Source organism: Planctomycetaceae bacterium (assembly GCA_041398785.1).
Lineage (GTDB): Bacteria > Planctomycetota > Planctomycetia > Planctomycetales > Planctomycetaceae > JAWKUA01.
This window is the reverse complement of the sequence record JAWKUA010000026.1, coordinates 26657-42064: the sequence shown is the minus strand read 5'-3', so window position 1 is coordinate 42064 and position 15408 is coordinate 26657. Positions and strand designations below refer to the sequence as shown.

Sequence of the window (15408 nt, the reverse complement as noted above, 5' to 3'; positions counted from 1 at the left end):
CGCAGATTGCCGAGAATCAGGTTCCCTGGCAGACCGCTTCGATGGAATCCAGCATCGCACGGCACATGGCCGGACCGGATTCCTTGGTAAATGGAAACTGGTTGCAGTATTTGGGCGACTGGTACCCGGCGTAGCTCTTTGCATCGATGTCGTGAGCGTCAGGAAGATAGCCGATGCGTCCGTTTGAATAGCAGGCAAGCATCAGCGTCTCCGCGCGAGACTGGTGTCTGACATCACGTGCAAACGGCGAAAAGAACTCACAGGCATTGGCCGCAATCGTCAGCGGGCCGATCCGAATGGCCTGAACTTCCGTCAATAAATGTTCCGGCCGCGAATCGAGATCGCGCAGCATCCGGTCCGTCCATTCCAACTGAAATCGACACATCGCCTTCACGGCCTTCGCTTCATCGCCACCGTGACGAGCCACCATGTCGTCGGGCCGATTCGTCATGCAGCGACCGATCGTCTGCCGCCAGTTGGAAAAGTCTTCTTCTCGCAGTCGCCGCTTCGCTTCGTTTCGATCGTGATCGATTTCGTCGCGCAGCCAGCGACGCGTGGGCAGCCGGGCGATGCGACTGTCAGTCGCGACTGAATCCCGTGATTGAATTGCGGCGGCCCGCAGCGACTCGACGGCTGCGCTGGCGAGTCGCTGAGCCGGTTCGTCGCAGCGTTCGACGGTCTGGAACTCGGGAAGGAAGTTCGTGTCGCCGCAGGCTCCCTGAATGTACATCGCCGTCGCGCCGGGAAAGTGCTGTTCGATCAGATCACACACCCGGCCGGGAACGTCGCGGCTGACGTCCCGCGGTCGCAGCTCCGTCGTGACGGTGGGATGAGCACCGAAATTGACGATTGCGGCCAGCGGCTTCCCGTCGCGTCGTTCGAACAGTGCCGCCGTCAGCGTGGAGTCGGTGATTCCGTTCGCGCGTGTTCGGTTGTACGAAAGATCGCTGACGATGGTGGAACCGCAGCGGACCCGAGCCGGCGTTCGACTGTTCCATGCCTGAATCGCCGCGTCGGCCGCAAGCTGAGCGGCCTGATCTTCGTACTTCCGACTGCACTCGCCGACACCCAGAAGTCCGCCCGCCGCGGGAGCGTTATGGCTGTGTGAACAAGTCAGCAGAATTGACTTCGCGGGAATCCCGGTGGCGTCGCCGATCAACTGACGCGTCAGCCGCGTGAAGCGTTCATCGATCACCATCAGATCCAGAGCGATCACGATGGCGGCACCGTCATCGCTTTCGGCGGCCAGAGCCGTCGCGTAAAGATCGTCATGGATACTCGTCCAGGTGCGTTCGATGTAGTATCCCCAGCCTGTCAGTTCGACGCCGGAAAACGGAGTCATCGTGGTTCGACCAGTCGCGGCTTTCAGCATGGAAACTCATACTCAACTTGTGATCTCGGAATGTTCGACGCGGGGCTGCGCATTATGAGAATCCGAAACCTGGAAGCCATCCCGGTCTGTATTCCGCTGAAGCCGGAGCGCCGCATGGTGTCGGCTCTGGGACGGCACGACGAATCCGCGTTTGTGCTGGTGCGGCTGACGACGGAAGACGGCCTGGAGGGCGTCGGAGAAGCCACGGTGACTCCGCGATGGAGCGGCGAGACTGTCTGGGGAGCGACCGCCATCATTCAAAATCTGTTCGCGCCGCTGGTTGTAAATCGCGACGCCAGCGACGTTGACGCGATTTCGCGGCTGCTGGATTCGGCTGCCGTCGGCAACTGGTTCGCAAAGGCGGCCGTGGAAATGGCGTGCCACGACGTCGTCGGAAAAGCGCAGGAAAAACCGATCTATGAAGTTCTGGGAGGAGCCGTTCGGCCGCTGACGATTCGAAACCGATTTTCGCTGGGAGCCTACGCGCCGAAGGTTGCCGCGGAACGATCGGCGGCACTTGTCGAAACCGGTTTTTCAACGATCAAGGTCAAAGTCGGTACGGACAGTGATGACGTGGCTCGCGTGCGCGCTGTCCGCGAAGCTGTCGGTCCCGAAATCGAAGTCACGATCGACGCCAACGGAGGCTGGTCGGACCGGCGCGCTCGTGAGTGTCTGCGGCAACTGCAGGACTGTGATATCGCAATTGTCGAACAGCCGCTTCAGCGCGGTGACTATACGAATCTGAAAAGGCTGAAGGACGACTTCGGAATCCGCGTCCTGGCCGACGAAAGCTGTTTCGACGAAGTTCATCTGCTGGAACTGCTGCACCATCACTGCTGCGACGCCGTGACGCTGTACCCCGGAAAACAGGGCGGAATTCTGAACGCTCGCCGCATGGCCGAAGTCGCCGCGCGACACGGAATTCCATGCACGATCGGATCAAATCTGGAATGGGATGTCGGAGCCGCCGCGATGATGCACTTTGTCGTTTCCACCGCAAATGTGCAGGTTGAGTCGATCCCCGGAGACTGCCTGGGACCGTCGTACCATGAATTCAGCATCGTTCACGAACCGCTGAGTATCCAGGGACCATTCACCACGCTTCCCGACCGGCCTGGCCTGGGAGTCGAAGTTGACTGGCACCTGGTCGACCGACATCGGATGTGACATGTGCGCAGGCAACAGCGCGGCGTTGTGACCGTCGAGTTCCGTTGCCGACGTCGCTCATGCTGACCAACGAACGCGTAACCTGATACAGTCAAAGCAGACGTTTCTTCTTCCGTGGTCGCACGGCGAATCCTGAATTTCTCGTGCGAAGAGCGAGGCCGCATGAAGTGTGTTCCGGGACTGAGTCGTGGAACGGGAAATGACGACTTGCGACGTTTCAACGAGACGCAGCACCAAACGGAAATTCACTCTTGTCAAACGGCGAATCAATTCTGAAACCAAACTCAGCCGGTGATGTTGCTGACATCGTCCGCGCTGCGGCTGCCGATCGCGCGAAGCTGCGCACGGCCCGATTGTCGGCGAGCGAAGAACTCGCGGCGAATCACCGCCTGCTGGATCTATCCGGCATGTCAGCGGTCGTCGACTATCCGGCTCGTGACATGACGATCACTGTCCAGGCCGGAATGCCTGCGAACGAACTGAGCCGTATTCTGGCAAACGAACGCCAGCAGCTTCCCATCGACTGCTTTGATCGCGCCATGTCTGTGGGAGCGATGGTGGCGTCGGACGTTGCCGGCTCGCGGCAGTACGGTTACGGCACGCTGCGGGACTACGTGATCGGGATCGAAGCGGTCGACGGTCAGGGCCGCGTGTTCCATGCGGGCGGGCGAGTCGTCAAGAACGTCGCCGGCTACGATCTGTGCCGGTTGATGGTGGGTTCGCGAGGATCGCTGGCCGTCATCACCCAGGTGACATTCAAGCTGAAGCCCGTTCCGGAACAATCACTCATCCGATCGTTTCACTTTCCGCGACTGGAATCATTTTCCGCGGCACTCGATCGCATCAATGTGTCGGCGGCGACACCTGTCGTGCTGGACTTCGCGGCCGCTCCGGCTACCAAAGCCGACGAGCGAGGACCGGTGTCACTGACGGTGGGAGTCGAAGGATCGGATTCCGTCTGCGACTGGCAGGCTGAACAGATTCGCGGCGAATGCGGCAGCGACGCGACTCAGACGTTCGATTCTCGCGACGCGGGAACTCGCGGGGACGCAGCACCCGAATTTCGAATTCCGGAACACTGCCGCGGCTTTGGCTATGGCTGGAAGTCAGACCATTACCGCGTTGCGGTGCTGCCTTCGAAACTTTCGAACATCACGAAGGCGATCACCGACGCGGGACATCATGTTGTCGGTCACGCCGGCAACGGCATCCTGTACGCGATCGCTTCGAAACAGGATTCGCAGTTGCACCAGCTTTGCGAACAGCTCACGACCCGCTGCGGCGGCAGCGTTTCCACGTGGGAATCATCTCACCCGGCACGTCAAACGGATCCGCTGTCAACTCGCCTGCGTCAAACATTCGACCCGCACGGCCTGTTCGATGGCAGTGGTGAGAAGTGACGATCGATCTCAAATCTCAGATCGGACAACTGACTCCCGACTCCCGACTACCGACTACCGACTACCGACAACTGACTCCCGACTACCGACACCTGACTCCTGAATCCCGACTCCCGACTCCTGCCCCATGAAACGTCTCCCAATACTGCTGCCACTTTTCCTCCTGCTTCTTTCCTCCGCGCGCGCCGCGGATCAGCCCAACGTTGTCTTCATTCTTGTCGATGACCTTGGGTACATGGACATCGGAGCCAACAATCCTGCGACGTTCTACGAGACACCGAACATCGATCGTCTGGCGGCTGGCGGGATGAAGTTTACGAATGGCTATGCGGCCAATCCGGTGTGTTCGCCGACTCGCTTCAGCATCATGACCGGCAAGTATCCAACGCGAGCCGCCGCGACTGACTGGTTCACCGGCAAGCGGTCCGGCCGATTTCTTCCCGCCGAGTTGAACGACTTCATGCCATTAAGCGAAGTGACGCTCGCGGAAGCTCTGAAAGACACCGGATACGCGACATTTTTCGCGGGCAAATGGCATCTGGGCCCGACGGAAGAATTCTGGCCCGAACATCAGGGATTTGATGTCAACGTCGGCGGCTTCTCCCGCGGCGGACCGTATGGACCGGGAAAGTATTTTTCGCCGTACGGCAACCCGCGGCTTTCCGATGGTCCGGAGGGAGAACATCTGCCCGACAGACTTTCGCGCGAGACGGTGAAGTTTATCACTGAACACCGGGACGAGCCGTTCCTGGCGTACCTGGCGTTTTACAGCGTTCACACGCCGCTGATGGGGAAGCCGGAACTGGTCGAGAAGTACCGTCAAAAGGCCGAGCGACTGGGGCTCGGCGGCAAACCGCAATTCGGCCCGGAAGAGCAGATCTGGCCCGATGCCACGGAACGTCAGGTTCGCATCCTGCAGTCTCACGCGGTCTACGCGGCGATGGTGGAAGCGATGGACGCGGCCGTCGGACGCGTGCTGGACGCTTTGGATGAACTGGAACTTGCCGACAACACGATCGTCTGTTTCATGTCGGACAACGGCGGATTGTCAACGTCGGAAGGATCGCCGACCAGCAATCTTCCGCTGCGCGGCGGCAAGGGCTGGCTGTATGAAGGAGGAATTCGCGAACCGTTCCTGATCCGGGCTCCGGGAGTCACCTCGCCTGGCAGCACCTGCGACGTGCCGGTGATCAGCACTGACTTCTATCCAACGATTCTGCAACTGACCGGTCAGCCGCTTCGGCCGAACCAGCATCTGGACGGACTCAGCCTCGTGACGCTGCTGCGCGGCGGCGAGCCACCGGAACGCGACGCGCTGTTCTGGCATTACCCGCATTATTCGAATCAGGGTGGAATGCCGGGAGCCGCCGTTCGAATGGGCGACTGGAAACTGATCGAACGATTCGAAGACGGGCAGGTGAATCTGTTCCACCTTGCGGACGACATCAGCGAACAGCACGACCTTGCGGAATCGCGTCCGGAACAAGTCGCCGTCCTGCGCGACAGACTTCATCGCTGGTATACGGAAGTTGACGCAAGATTCCTGCGAGCACAGGACGGCGGCCCGGAACCGTGGAGACCATGACGGCCAAACGCGCTTCCGAAGTTCGATTGCCCCGGGCACCACATCTTTACCGAAGTTGTGCGGTGCAGCCGTCGGAAATCGTTTTATACCGGCCGCGGCGGACGCCGGTACTTTTCGCTCTTCTTACTCCCGCGAGCCCGAATGTCTCATTCTGCCCCGCTCGCGGTATATGACGTCCTGCCGCCATCGTACGCGGCCTGGCGAATTTGGTCATCCACCAGCGGTTTCCGGTCGCTGCGCGACACGCGCAAGGCAGCCAGCGCAGCGCGATGGGATTGCGGCGGTCTTTCGGTCGGTGTCTTCGTGGAAACATCGACCGCCGGATGTTGGCGACGCAGCGGTTTACGAGTAACCTGCCCCGAAACGCGAGAGTCCCGGCGATTCACTGTTCTTTCCGAAGTCACGAAGTTGCTGCCATGTCCGCCACGTCATCTCAATGGATTCGCACCACCACCACGGAAACGTTTCGCGCTGACGTCATTGATCAGTCGATGAGCTGTCCCGTCGTGCTGGACTTCTGGGCCGATTGGTGTGGCCCCTGTCGTCAGTTGATGCCGCTGCTGGAAAAGCTGGCCAACGAATACGACGGTCGGTTTGTGCTGGTGAAGGTCAATGTTGACGAGAATCCCGAAATCGCCGGCGCGTTCGGAGTTCAGTCCATTCCGTTTGTCGTCGCGATGGCGGAAGGGCAACCCGTCAGTCAGATCAGTGGTGCTCAGCCGGAAGCGAACCTGCGAGCCTGGCTGGACGAATTCCTGCCTTCACCGGCCGCCGAAGCGTTTGCCGCCGGAAGTGACGCGGAAGCCGCCGGAGATATCGCCGCCGCGGAAGCGTCCTTCCGGAAAGCCGTCGATCTGGAACCGGAGACTCGGCCCTTTCGAATCGCGCTGGCCCGCACACTGATGGCTCTTGATCGCGATCAGGAAGCCAGTGAGATGATTGGGCATCTGGAAGCCGCCGGCTATCTGGAAGCCGACGCGGAGTCTTTGAAGGAACAGCTTCTGCTGCGTGCCGAAGTTGAAGAATCCGGTGGTACAACCGCCGCGCGAAAGGCTCTGCTGGCCGACCCGACAAACCCGGCACTGCAGATCACTCTGGCCGAAGCACTGAGCATCGACAAACGCTATGAGGAATCCTGCGAACTGCTGCTGGGAGTCGTGCAAAATAACTTTGGGGAAGTGCGTGACCAGGCCAAGGAAGTCATGGTCGGTATCCTGACGACGATGGGGCCGAAGTCGAAACTGGCGTCTGAATACCGCCGCAAACTGGCGACCGCGTTCTATTGATACCGCGAGCGGGGCAGAATGAGACATTCGGGCTCGCGGGAGCAGGTAGAACGAAAAGTATCGGCGTCCGCCGCGGCCAGTAGAAAACTCAGCGAACCGCGTTGTCGGATTCCGGCTGATCCGCTTCGTTGGACGAGTCAATCAGGAATGTCCAGGCTGAGCGACGGGAGTCACCGGAACGCAGTGTGATGCTGCGTTCGTCGCGTTCCAATCGAAAATCCTGCTGCCCTGTGCGGTACGGCTTCAACCCCGCGCGAATGGCTTTGGGCAACTGGTTCAGCGTGTCGGGGAACTGACCGTTCTGCTGACGGTATTCCGCAATCGCCAGCGACGTCAGCGACGCCTGTTGGCTGAGTTTGACAGCGTCGCGGCGGTCGTGAAGTCCGCGAACTCTCGTTTCGTAGGATGAGTTTGCCAGGGCGTAACCCAGCCGCTCAGGGATTCGTGACAGATCCAGCATCCGGACTTCTTCGATCAGATCGTTGCGATTCCAGTCGCTGAACACATCAACGGCTCGGTTCCACTTGACCTGGTATTCGTCGTGTTCCGATTCGCCCAGAGCATCCACAAATTCAGAGACCACTTCATTCTGGATTCGCGATACCGTCGACCAGTCAATGCTGTTTCGAATCTGCGTAAGCTGCAGTTCGCGGGCTTTCGCGTCATTAGAGATCAATCCGCCGCCAACGTACCACTGCAGATACGAATTGCGTTCGCGGCAATCCCGCACCGCGAGCTGAAAATGAATCCGGACCGCCTGATCGACCGCCCTGGCGACAACTTCATGAACGGGCCATTCGGAGCGTTCCCGGATGTAGGCGGAAAACTGCGGGTTCACTGTCGTCGAATTCAGCACGGCGCTGGAAACGACGCGGCACACGTCGTGGTGGATCGTACACGCGGTGTATGTTTCCCAGCCGCACTGCAGTTGTGCCAGCAACTCCGCGGCGTGGTCAACAGACTTCAGGTCGTCAATCGCGTCGTCCCAGCGACCCTCACCGGCCGCTAACATCGCTCGACGCTGAAGGATGCGAGCACCGCGGACGATGACATTCCTGAGTTCGTCTGTCGTCACTCCCAGCGGCTTGACCAGTCGAGGTTTCGCGACGGCCGCTTTCCATTGGAGAACAAGAGTTTCTTCGGCCGCTACGACCTTCGCCATCGTGGGAAAGCGTTCCGCGGTCCAGGGTCGGTCTGCTGTCCGACGGATCTCCCTGACCCCCGTGTCCCACAATCTTGACCTCCGGAACGCGCCATCATTTTCGTAGCCCGCAGGCGGTTCACCCGAACCCAGGTGGATTATTCGGTACAGGTCTTCAACGCGCGGAAGCTCCGGCAGTTGCATCAGGCCGATCGCCGCGTTCAGCGAATCATCAACCGGGAAATTGCAGTGCTGGTAGAGCGCTTTGCTGAAATCGAGTGACCCGTCAGCCAGCTTCTCGCCGACCAGGAACGTCGTTTCCGCAGACACCTCCACCGCCGTGGGACGACCCAGAAACAACCGCACCGCCCACAGGCATGGAGTCAGCAGACCCGCCATCCAGAGCATAATCAAGACGCGTCGTCGGGTAATTTTCATGGCTGGCCCCGGACCTGCGTTCATGGCCCCATACCGGGCGGAACAATGCGATTTTTTCACTCAAAGCGCACCAAACGGGCAGCACATCATTGCAAAAGTGAAGTCGCGCAGCGAATGGACGCCGCCGCCAGCCACAACGCACGCGCGACGCGTACCTTCGAAGTCGAATGCCACAATCAAGGTTCCAGACAGCATCGCCACTCGCTTCTGCATACCTGAATTGCTGCCCGCGCGATCGTTCAAGTGACGGCTGGGGCTTCGGTCGAGACGCAATCCCGCTTCCATTAGTATTCCTCCGGCGACTGCGTCCTGCAGCGCCGGATCGAATTCCTGCAGCGGGAACCAGGCCGAATGCACTCTGTCGCCGATGCCTTTGACGACATTCTTTCTCACGTGCAGCGCGCGGAACCCGTTGTTCTGCCGTTGTCGGAGACGCTGGAGCTGGTACTGGCGGAGAATCTGACCACGCCTCATGATTCGCCACCATTCGACAAATCGATGATGGATGGCTTCGCTGTGGCGTCCGCCGGATTCCGCCATTCCGGCTCACGAACCCTGCCGGTTTCGGAAACCATCACCGCCGGAACCGTGCCGCGGCATCATGTTACACCGGACACCGCGGTGAGGATCATGACGGGTGCTCCGCTGCCCGAAGGAGCCGACTGCGTGATACCGATCGAAGACGTGCAGTGGAACCCGGAACTTCCGAACGAAGTCACAATGGCCGCCGATTCCATCGCCGCCGAACGAAATGTGCTGCGGCAGGGAAGTTCGGCAAAGACCGGCTCATCGCTGATGTCGACGGGAACCATGCTGCAGCCTCAGCACATCGCCGTGCTGGCGGAATTCGGAATCGCCAGCGTCCCCGTGTTCCGGCGTCCAACAGTCGCGGTTCTGGCAACGGGTGACGAACTTGTCGACGTTGCCGAACCGCTCAGTCCCGGATTCATTCGCAATTCCAATGAACCGATGCTGGTCGCTCAGATCCGCCGAGCCAGCGCGACACCGGTCCCGCTGGGAGTCGCACGCGACTGCCGACGTCTACTGCGACCATATCGCTCGCGGCTTGCGGCACGACTTCCTGCTGCTGTCGGAGAGCGTGTCGGCCGGGGCTCTGGATCTGGTCCCTTCTGAACTCGCTGCGGCGGGAGTGAAGCAGGTGTTTCACAAGATCGCCATGAAACCGGGAAAGCCGCTGTGGTTCGGCATTTGCGGACCGCTGACCATGACTGCTTCGTGTTCGGTCTACCCGGCAATCCCGTCAGCAGCATGGTGTGTTCGAACTGTTCGTCCACGGCAATTCGAAGTTCAGTGGCCGGGAAAATCAATGCCGCAGCTCCGTCCGGCAACTTTGACTCAGGCGATTTTCATTCGGGCAGCCGCCCGACGTATTTTCCCGCCATTCTGGAAGAAGGGCCATCTGGTCTGACGGCAACTCCCGTAAAATGGATCCGCCGATCTGCGATCACGCCAAATGCCAACGGAATGTGCGCGTTCGATCCGCAGCCGGAAATCCTACGAAGCCGGAGCCAACGTGAATTCGATCGCGTGGTAGTCGCGGTTCGGCACAATCAGGCAGGCGGCAACGGACTTCCCGCACTGCTGCCGAGTGTTCCGTTCCGCGTCTTCCGGAATTGCCGGCATACGCCATCGAATCGCCATCCATCCGCCAAATCCGCCACCGATACTGCAAACATCGCGACGGCCAATAACAGCAGGAATCCGGCGACCGGCTCAGTTGTCCAGGAGCCGGCCAAATTGGGCACGATGCAGACCAGCCCGGAGATCGCCCCGCATGCGGACGTCGTCGACAGAACGCCCCGACTCGAATGGTGGCGTCCGTGCAATGCCGTCTTGCGATTCCAATAGACGTCACAAAGACTGCAGCGGGAAACGCAAACAGGCAGCCGAAGATAAAGCCGAGCGGACCGCCCCAAAGACCACGCCAGCCACGCCTCCGGAAATACCCGTTCCGATAATCGCCGGCAGCCATACACTCCACAGCGAATACCTGACCGGAAAGCTCCGCGTTCGCTGTCTGGCGATCTGTCCTGGACAATTGGCGCTGGCATAGGGATTGGAATTGTCCATCGTGACCTCGACGGGAGGCGTTTCATTCGACCAGTTCTTACACCGCAGGAGAACTCGGATATTAACCCGGAGTACCCGGAACGTGTTCGAAAGAGACGGTTCCGAACGCGTATTGACGGCGAAGCCTTCTCGCTGAATTCACGCTCGGCGTGTGACGCTTTGCCGGACAGCGGAACCGCCGCAGCGATCTCCACCTTCGGAATTCACGATCGACGCCGGACACGACGCGTCGGCGATTGGTAATCCGGGTTTCTGAACGCACGGCAAGTGCGTTCGAACTCAACCGACAGGAAATTGCGACTCAATAGATACTCGGTTCTCATCGTGGCTGCCGTCGGAATGCAGGAAGCGGAATCGCAGCCGGCAACAGCCTGAGTAGTCTGGTCAGTACAGCTTCCGTAGCTCGCGTAAAACGGCTTCCGGCTGCTTCCAGCTCCTTGCGGGCAGCCAGTTCGTCGTCAGAAACATCCAGTTGAAGCGTGCGGCTTTCGACGTCTGGCAGAAATCATGTCGCCGGTCTGCACGAACGCCAGCGGGCCGCCGACGGATTCCAGGCGACGTGCAGCACGCCGAACCATAACAGTGCCGCTCATTCTGGCGTCGCTGATACGCACCATGTCGCGGACACCCTGTTCCAGCAGGTACTTTGGAATCGGCAGCATGCCCCATTCCGGAATGCCGGGTGCTCCAAGAGGCCCCGCGTTCTGCAGCACGATGACATGGTCCTTCGTCAGCTGCAGCGCAGGATCATCGATGCGAGCCTTCAGGTCGAGATCACAGGACGATGGCGGAGCCATGACGGTGTTTCAGAAGGCGAGCTTCCGCGGCGGCTGGCTTGATGACCGCTCCGTCGGGACACAGATTGCCTCGCAGCACGGCCAGGCTGTTGTTCGGGCAGATCGGATTGTCTCGCGGACGAATGACGTCGGCGTCGTAAACTTCGGCACCTTCAATCGCGTCGGCCAGAGTTGTTCCGGCCACGTTGGGCGCATCAGTTTCAGCAGGTCAGAGATTCCGGACAGCAACGCTCCGCCAGACCCCGGCATCGAAGAAGTCTCCCATCACGTACTTTTTCCCGCCAGGCGATGTTGCCGATCACAGGCGTTGTCTGAAATCTCATCGAAGCGTTCAGAGTCAGCGGCACCACAGGCTTCCGGCCGGCCAATGCCCATCCAGATGCACGATCGCATTCGTGGAACCTCCCATCGCCATCAGCGTGATTGCATTGTGGAATGCGTCGTCGGTCATGATCTGCGACGGGCGCACGTCGTACCACATAAGGTTCACGCCTGCCGACTGATCGCGGAGGCAATTCGTGAATGACCCGAATGAGTCGCCGGAACAGACGCCGAACCGGGCGGAGCCATTCCCATCGTTTCGGCGATCGACGTCATCGTCGACGCGGTGCCCTCGATAATGCAGTGGCCCGGCGACGCGGCGATGTGGCTTTCCAGTTGCACCAGGAGCTTCGCAACCCAGCCGCCCGGCTCCGCGTTCGGCCGTACTTCCAGACGTCGCTGCCGCTGCCCTGGCGGGTCGCCTCGCCACGACGTTTTCTGTTCATCGGCCCGCCGGGCATCACGTCGACGGCACGTCCGCGCACAAACGCCCCATCAGCAACGCGGGAATCGTCTTGTCGCAGCCTCCCGTAACACGGCACAGTCGATGGGATACGTGCGCGAACTTCCTCGCTTCCATCGCCAGAAAGGATTGCGGTAGTACATCGACGTCGGCTTCATGAACGTTTCGGACAGTCCCATCACCGGCACTTCGACAGGAAATCCCGCCTGCCTGCCAGACGCCGCGTTTGATGTCGTCGGCTCGCTGACGGAAGTGAGCGTGGCAACTGATGAGATCGTTCCACGTGTTCAGAATGCCGATGACCGGCTTGCCTGCGAATTCTCCGGTGTCGAACCCGGATTGTTTCTGGCGGGACCGATGGCCGAAAAGAACGCAGATCATCCGGCCCGAAATCGATAACTGCGAAGCTGCTCGATGCAGCAGTGCGTGAGAACACATAGGAAACAGCGGACCAGTACTTTCTCAGGGTGTGGATGAGAAGCGATTGCCAGCCGAACTCAGAACGACTGGCTGTACCTATCAGGTCGTAGCGTCTGGAGCGGAGACTCTCACACCACCGGGCAGCGATGCAGGCCTGACTCGTCCTGTGGACGTGATAATCAGAGTCGAAGGCGGTCTGCCCGCGCGGAGTCCCCATCGAGATTCGATACAGGCAAATCGAATAACCCTGCTCTCGCCACCGGCACGAATTGCTGAAAATACGTGTACGTGGGCTTCCTTCGTCAATCATGGTATCGGAATACATGGTTGACGCTGACCGCGTACCGGCACAGCCAGATCGTGTTCTGCTGAGCACAGAGGCAGAATTCGATGTCCGCAAGCTGCAGTTCAAGGAAGCCGAAATAAGCAAGATGAATCGGCGGCTTCCAAGGGTGGTGGTCGAGAAACCCGTTCAATTCAAGCAGATCCTGTCCCCAGTCAACGTTCGCATCCAACAAGTGCCGGGGACCCTTGCGCTTGGACCACCCGCCGCCAGGTTGAAATACGACATCGAATGGGGAAACACCGACAGACTGCCGACGACGCCCGACAACAGACTGATTCCGCAAATCACTTGCAGCGACCGGTGCCTGAGGTGAATGACCGGCCGACGCGGCCGGCGAAAACAGGCAGATTCGGGATCGCCGGCAGAACGTATCGCAGGTATCTGTTGAAACCAGCCTGCAGAACTCACCAGAACAAGTATCGCGGCGGCTGGCACCAGAACGCATAGTTCACCACTAACCGGTATCCGGTAGTCTGCCCGAAACACCGTCAGACAACCGGCGATCACAAGCAGCGACAAAGTTCCAAGAGGCGTCTTCACCGCGAGCGCGTATAGATAATAGTACCACCAACCGCCATGCCTGTGTTCTCCTCGAAGGAAGGACCACTTTCCCTTTTCCAGTTCGTATTTCTGAACGTCCATGCCACGCACATAGTTCGCCGGGAACGGGACACGAATCGCTTCCAGTGGTGTCTCACGAAAAACGTTACCGGAGTCTGTGTGTGCTTCCGGCCCGCCGAGTGTCCGGGAAATGAAGTGGAAGCTGCCGAGTCGCTGAAAACTGTACTCGAGTCCATACCCGAGGTTCACGACATAGACGGCAAGCAACACAATCGCCAGCATCTGCGAGAGCGGGGCGCTCTGGCGAGTCTCATAATCGCGTCGCACACGGGATGACAGCCAGATCACGGGCCACAGCGGAAACAGGACAATCCAGGTTGTTTTCGTCAGTTCACACAGTCCCAGTGCCAGCCCGGCGATCAACGCGCGTCCCCAGACGGGATTCTGTAGCCAACGCCAGAATGTGTAGCCGGCGCAAACGCCGAATGCGGCGGCCCCGGCGTCGGGCATGATGGTCGCGCCCCATGCCAGAACATCCGGACAGAAACACCAGAGGGCCAGGGAGACGAAGCCGGATGCAGTTCCGTACAGTTCGCGGGACCACCGAAAGCAAATCCAGCCGCCGAACATCGAAACGGGAATCAGTGCCCATCGTGCGAGCGTAAAGAACCAGAGAAACGTTTCCTTGTTCGTTCTCAGGAACTGGTACGCGGCGGGAAACTCCGGACGATCATACGGGTGTGTCGCTTCGACCGGCCAGTCCCCCTGCGAGTTCACACAGAGAACCGGAAGGCTGGCGAGCATCCGCACCAGTGGCGGGTTCACCAAGTACAGGTCGAATGTCCCTGTCTGCCAGTGACTGAGTCCCGAGGGCAGGTGCGCACATTCATCAAAGACAGGCGCGTTCACCACGGCAATGCGAGCCAGTAATCCGGCGTGAATGACAAGGATCAGCCACACGGCACTATGGTGTTGGCGATTCGCTTCCGGAGTCATCACATCGGCACCGGCTTTCACAAGGCGGCAACCGCCGCCAGCACGCGATTCTTCACTCCTTCACGAGCATCATCGTGATCTGCATAGATGCTCGAGAAGCTGCGAATGTATGTGAAGTTGGCCAGAAGCGCTGATTCGTCGAACGGAACTCCCTTGTGAATATGCGTGAAATCAAACGGATTCGTGTGTGCATCCCATGCGGCAAGGGGAAGTGTTGTCAAACCCCATTCCGGAATTCTAACTGGTTCATTTACGACATCGCTGAACGCAACCGGTCCTAAGTTTCGGAGCAGGCAGGCGAGGCACACATTGACCACAAGCAGGTCTTCCGGGATCGGCATTGTATCAAGCGGTTCAGCTCCGGCAGGCAGGCGATCATTGTGAACGCGCGCCATGCCGCGACGACCGACTTCGGTCCAGCGCTGAATGGCATCGAGTACTTCCTCCGGACTGCAGAAGTTGCTCATCAGAAACAGCGAGGCTGCGCATGCGTAGTTCGATGCGTCCAATCCGATTGTCAATTGGTATCCCCCATGCTGTTCGTAGAACTCAATTGCACGTTCAAGCCGGCGCTGATGTTCTGTGAACCAGACTTCAAACAACGCCAGCGAGCTCGAACGCGCCTGAATTTCACCTGAATCGCGATAGGCGGCATACAGTTTTGCGACACGACGATCTGCGAGAATCCGTTCGAACTGGTTGCTGGCTTCGGATGGTGAGCTACCCAGTAACCCTGAAAAAGTCACGACCAGTTCCAAGTCGCTCAGCGACTTCTCTAGTTCCGTCAAGGACATGACGCGAACACGTTGGATAAAGTCGTCAATCCGCTGCCGTTGAATGACGGCTCCCTGTGCAAGGTCAACTTGTTGCTTTTCAGGCGAATTCGGGAGTGAGCGCGCCTCGCGCCCTGTGCGGCCCTGGAGCTTCCAAATCAACACGGCATTAGAGAATACAACAGCAACCCCAAACGCGATAACGATTCGTCGCTTCATCAGTCGCCCCTTCCGGAAAAGTTACCCACATC

At 59.4% G+C, this 15408-nt stretch carries 16 protein-coding genes; 5 read left to right on the top strand and 11 right to left on the bottom strand.

Translation table 11 applies throughout. The features are described 5' to 3' along the window. Positions 1-16: 16 nt before the first annotated feature. Positions 17-1372, bottom strand: coding sequence for a hypothetical protein (locus R3C19_23260; GenBank protein ID MEZ6063277.1), 1356 nt, complete (start codon positions 1370-1372; stop codon positions 17-19). Between the two features lie 54 nt (positions 1373-1426). On the opposite strand from R3C19_23260, the gene R3C19_23255 reads away from it, so the two are divergent. The 4 genes from R3C19_23255 (at position 1427) to trxA (ending at position 6810) form a co-directional block, all read left to right on the top strand. Further along, positions 1427-2539, top strand: coding sequence for an enolase C-terminal domain-like protein (locus tag R3C19_23255; protein MEZ6063276.1), 1113 nt, complete (start codon positions 1427-1429; stop codon positions 2537-2539). 251 nt (positions 2540-2790) lie between these two features. Further along, entirely contained in the window at positions 2791-3939 is a 1149-nt protein-coding gene (locus tag R3C19_23250) for an FAD-binding oxidoreductase (GenBank protein ID MEZ6063275.1), read from the top strand. Positions 3940-4066: 127 nt separating this feature from the next. Then, positions 4067-5524, top strand: coding sequence for a sulfatase (locus R3C19_23245; protein MEZ6063274.1), 1458 nt, complete (start codon positions 4067-4069; stop codon positions 5522-5524). A gap of 416 nt (positions 5525-5940) precedes the next feature. Then, the gene (gene trxA, locus R3C19_23240) at positions 5941-6810 is read left to right on the top strand and encodes a thioredoxin (GenBank protein ID MEZ6063273.1); all 870 of its coding nucleotides are present in this window, start codon (positions 5941-5943) and stop codon (positions 6808-6810) included. A gap of 88 nt (positions 6811-6898) precedes the next feature. Here the strand turns inward: trxA and R3C19_23235 are convergent, their stop codons facing one another. Both R3C19_23235 and R3C19_23230 read right to left on the bottom strand, forming a co-directional pair. Further along, positions 6899-8389 (bottom strand): hypothetical protein, encoded by a 1491-nt coding sequence (locus R3C19_23235; protein ID MEZ6063272.1) that lies wholly within the window; start codon positions 8387-8389, stop codon positions 6899-6901. Positions 8390-8449: 60 nt separating this feature from the next. Continuing rightward, a complete protein-coding gene (locus tag R3C19_23230) occupies positions 8450-8674 on the bottom strand; it encodes a hypothetical protein (protein MEZ6063271.1) in 225 nt (74 codons plus the stop codon). Positions 8675-8740: 66 nt separating this feature from the next. Between R3C19_23230 and R3C19_23225 the strand changes: the two genes are divergently transcribed. After that, on the top strand, positions 8741-9523 hold the full coding sequence (locus R3C19_23225; GenBank protein ID MEZ6063270.1) for a molybdopterin molybdotransferase MoeA: 783 nt from the start codon (positions 8741-8743) through the stop codon (positions 9521-9523). Positions 9524-9904: 381 nt separating this feature from the next. Here the strand turns inward: R3C19_23225 and R3C19_23220 are convergent, their stop codons facing one another. From R3C19_23220 to R3C19_23185, 8 genes are all read right to left on the bottom strand, one after another. Continuing rightward, on the bottom strand, positions 9905-10051 hold the full coding sequence (locus R3C19_23220; GenBank protein MEZ6063269.1) for a hypothetical protein: 147 nt from the start codon (positions 10049-10051) through the stop codon (positions 9905-9907). A gap of 887 nt (positions 10052-10938) precedes the next feature. Continuing rightward, complete coding sequence (locus R3C19_23215; GenBank protein MEZ6063268.1) at positions 10939-11277, bottom strand: dihydroxy-acid dehydratase; 339 nt, start codon at positions 11275-11277, stop codon at positions 10939-10941. Next, positions 11255-11461, bottom strand: coding sequence for a dihydroxy-acid dehydratase (locus R3C19_23210; protein ID MEZ6063267.1), 207 nt, complete (start codon positions 11459-11461; stop codon positions 11255-11257). The genes R3C19_23215 and R3C19_23210 overlap by 23 nt, the downstream gene beginning before the upstream one ends. Positions 11462-11614: 153 nt before the next feature. Beyond that, positions 11615-11758, bottom strand: a complete 144-nt coding sequence (locus R3C19_23205) for a dihydroxy-acid dehydratase (GenBank protein ID MEZ6063266.1) — start codon at positions 11756-11758, stop codon at positions 11615-11617. A 5-nt stretch (positions 11759-11763) separates the two neighbouring features. Continuing rightward, a complete protein-coding gene (locus R3C19_23200) occupies positions 11764-11940 on the bottom strand; it encodes a dihydroxy-acid dehydratase (GenBank protein MEZ6063265.1) in 177 nt (58 codons plus the stop codon). Between the two features lie 118 nt (positions 11941-12058). Next, positions 12059-12442: a dihydroxy-acid dehydratase gene (locus tag R3C19_23195; protein MEZ6063264.1), complete on the bottom strand. Its 384-nt coding sequence runs from the start codon at positions 12440-12442 to the stop codon at positions 12059-12061. Between the two features lie 511 nt (positions 12443-12953). Then, a complete protein-coding gene (locus tag R3C19_23190) occupies positions 12954-14384 on the bottom strand; it encodes a glycosyltransferase family 39 protein (GenBank protein ID MEZ6063263.1) in 1431 nt (476 codons plus the stop codon). A gap of 17 nt (positions 14385-14401) precedes the next feature. Beyond that, positions 14402-15376, bottom strand: coding sequence for a hypothetical protein (locus R3C19_23185; protein ID MEZ6063262.1), 975 nt, complete (start codon positions 15374-15376; stop codon positions 14402-14404). Positions 15377-15408: the final 32 nt, after the last annotated feature.

Coding starts and splice junctions, on each gene's coding strand:
- R3C19_23260 (MEZ6063277.1), bottom strand. CDS start 1,372: ATGCTGAAAGCCGCGACTGGTCGAACCACGATGACTCCGTTTTCCGGC.
- R3C19_23255 (MEZ6063276.1), top strand. CDS start 1,427: ATGAGAATCCGAAACCTGGAAGCCATCCCGGTCTGTATTCCGCTGAAG.
- R3C19_23245 (MEZ6063274.1), top strand. CDS start 4,067: ATGAAACGTCTCCCAATACTGCTGCCACTTTTCCTCCTGCTTCTTTCC.
- trxA (MEZ6063273.1), top strand. CDS start 5,941: ATGTCCGCCACGTCATCTCAATGGATTCGCACCACCACCACGGAAACG.
- R3C19_23235 (MEZ6063272.1), bottom strand. CDS start 8,389: ATGAAAATTACCCGACGACGCGTCTTGATTATGCTCTGGATGGCGGGT.
- R3C19_23230 (MEZ6063271.1), bottom strand. CDS start 8,674: ATGGAAGCGGGATTGCGTCTCGACCGAAGCCCCAGCCGTCACTTGAAC.
- R3C19_23225 (MEZ6063270.1), top strand. CDS start 8,741: ATGCACTCTGTCGCCGATGCCTTTGACGACATTCTTTCTCACGTGCAG.
- R3C19_23220 (MEZ6063269.1), bottom strand. CDS start 10,051: ATGGCGATTCGATGGCGTATGCCGGCAATTCCGGAAGACGCGGAACGG.
- R3C19_23215 (MEZ6063268.1), bottom strand. CDS start 11,277: ATGGCTCCGCCATCGTCCTGTGATCTCGACCTGAAGGCTCGCATCGAT.
- R3C19_23205 (MEZ6063266.1), bottom strand. CDS start 11,758: ATGTGGTACGACGTGCGCCCGTCGCAGATCATGACCGACGACGCATTC.
- R3C19_23195 (MEZ6063264.1), bottom strand. CDS start 12,442: ATGATCTGCGTTCTTTTCGGCCATCGGTCCCGCCAGAAACAATCCGGG.
- R3C19_23190 (MEZ6063263.1), bottom strand. CDS start 14,384: ATGACTCCGGAAGCGAATCGCCAACACCATAGTGCCGTGTGGCTGATC.
- R3C19_23185 (MEZ6063262.1), bottom strand. CDS start 15,376: ATGAAGCGACGAATCGTTATCGCGTTTGGGGTTGCTGTTGTATTCTCT.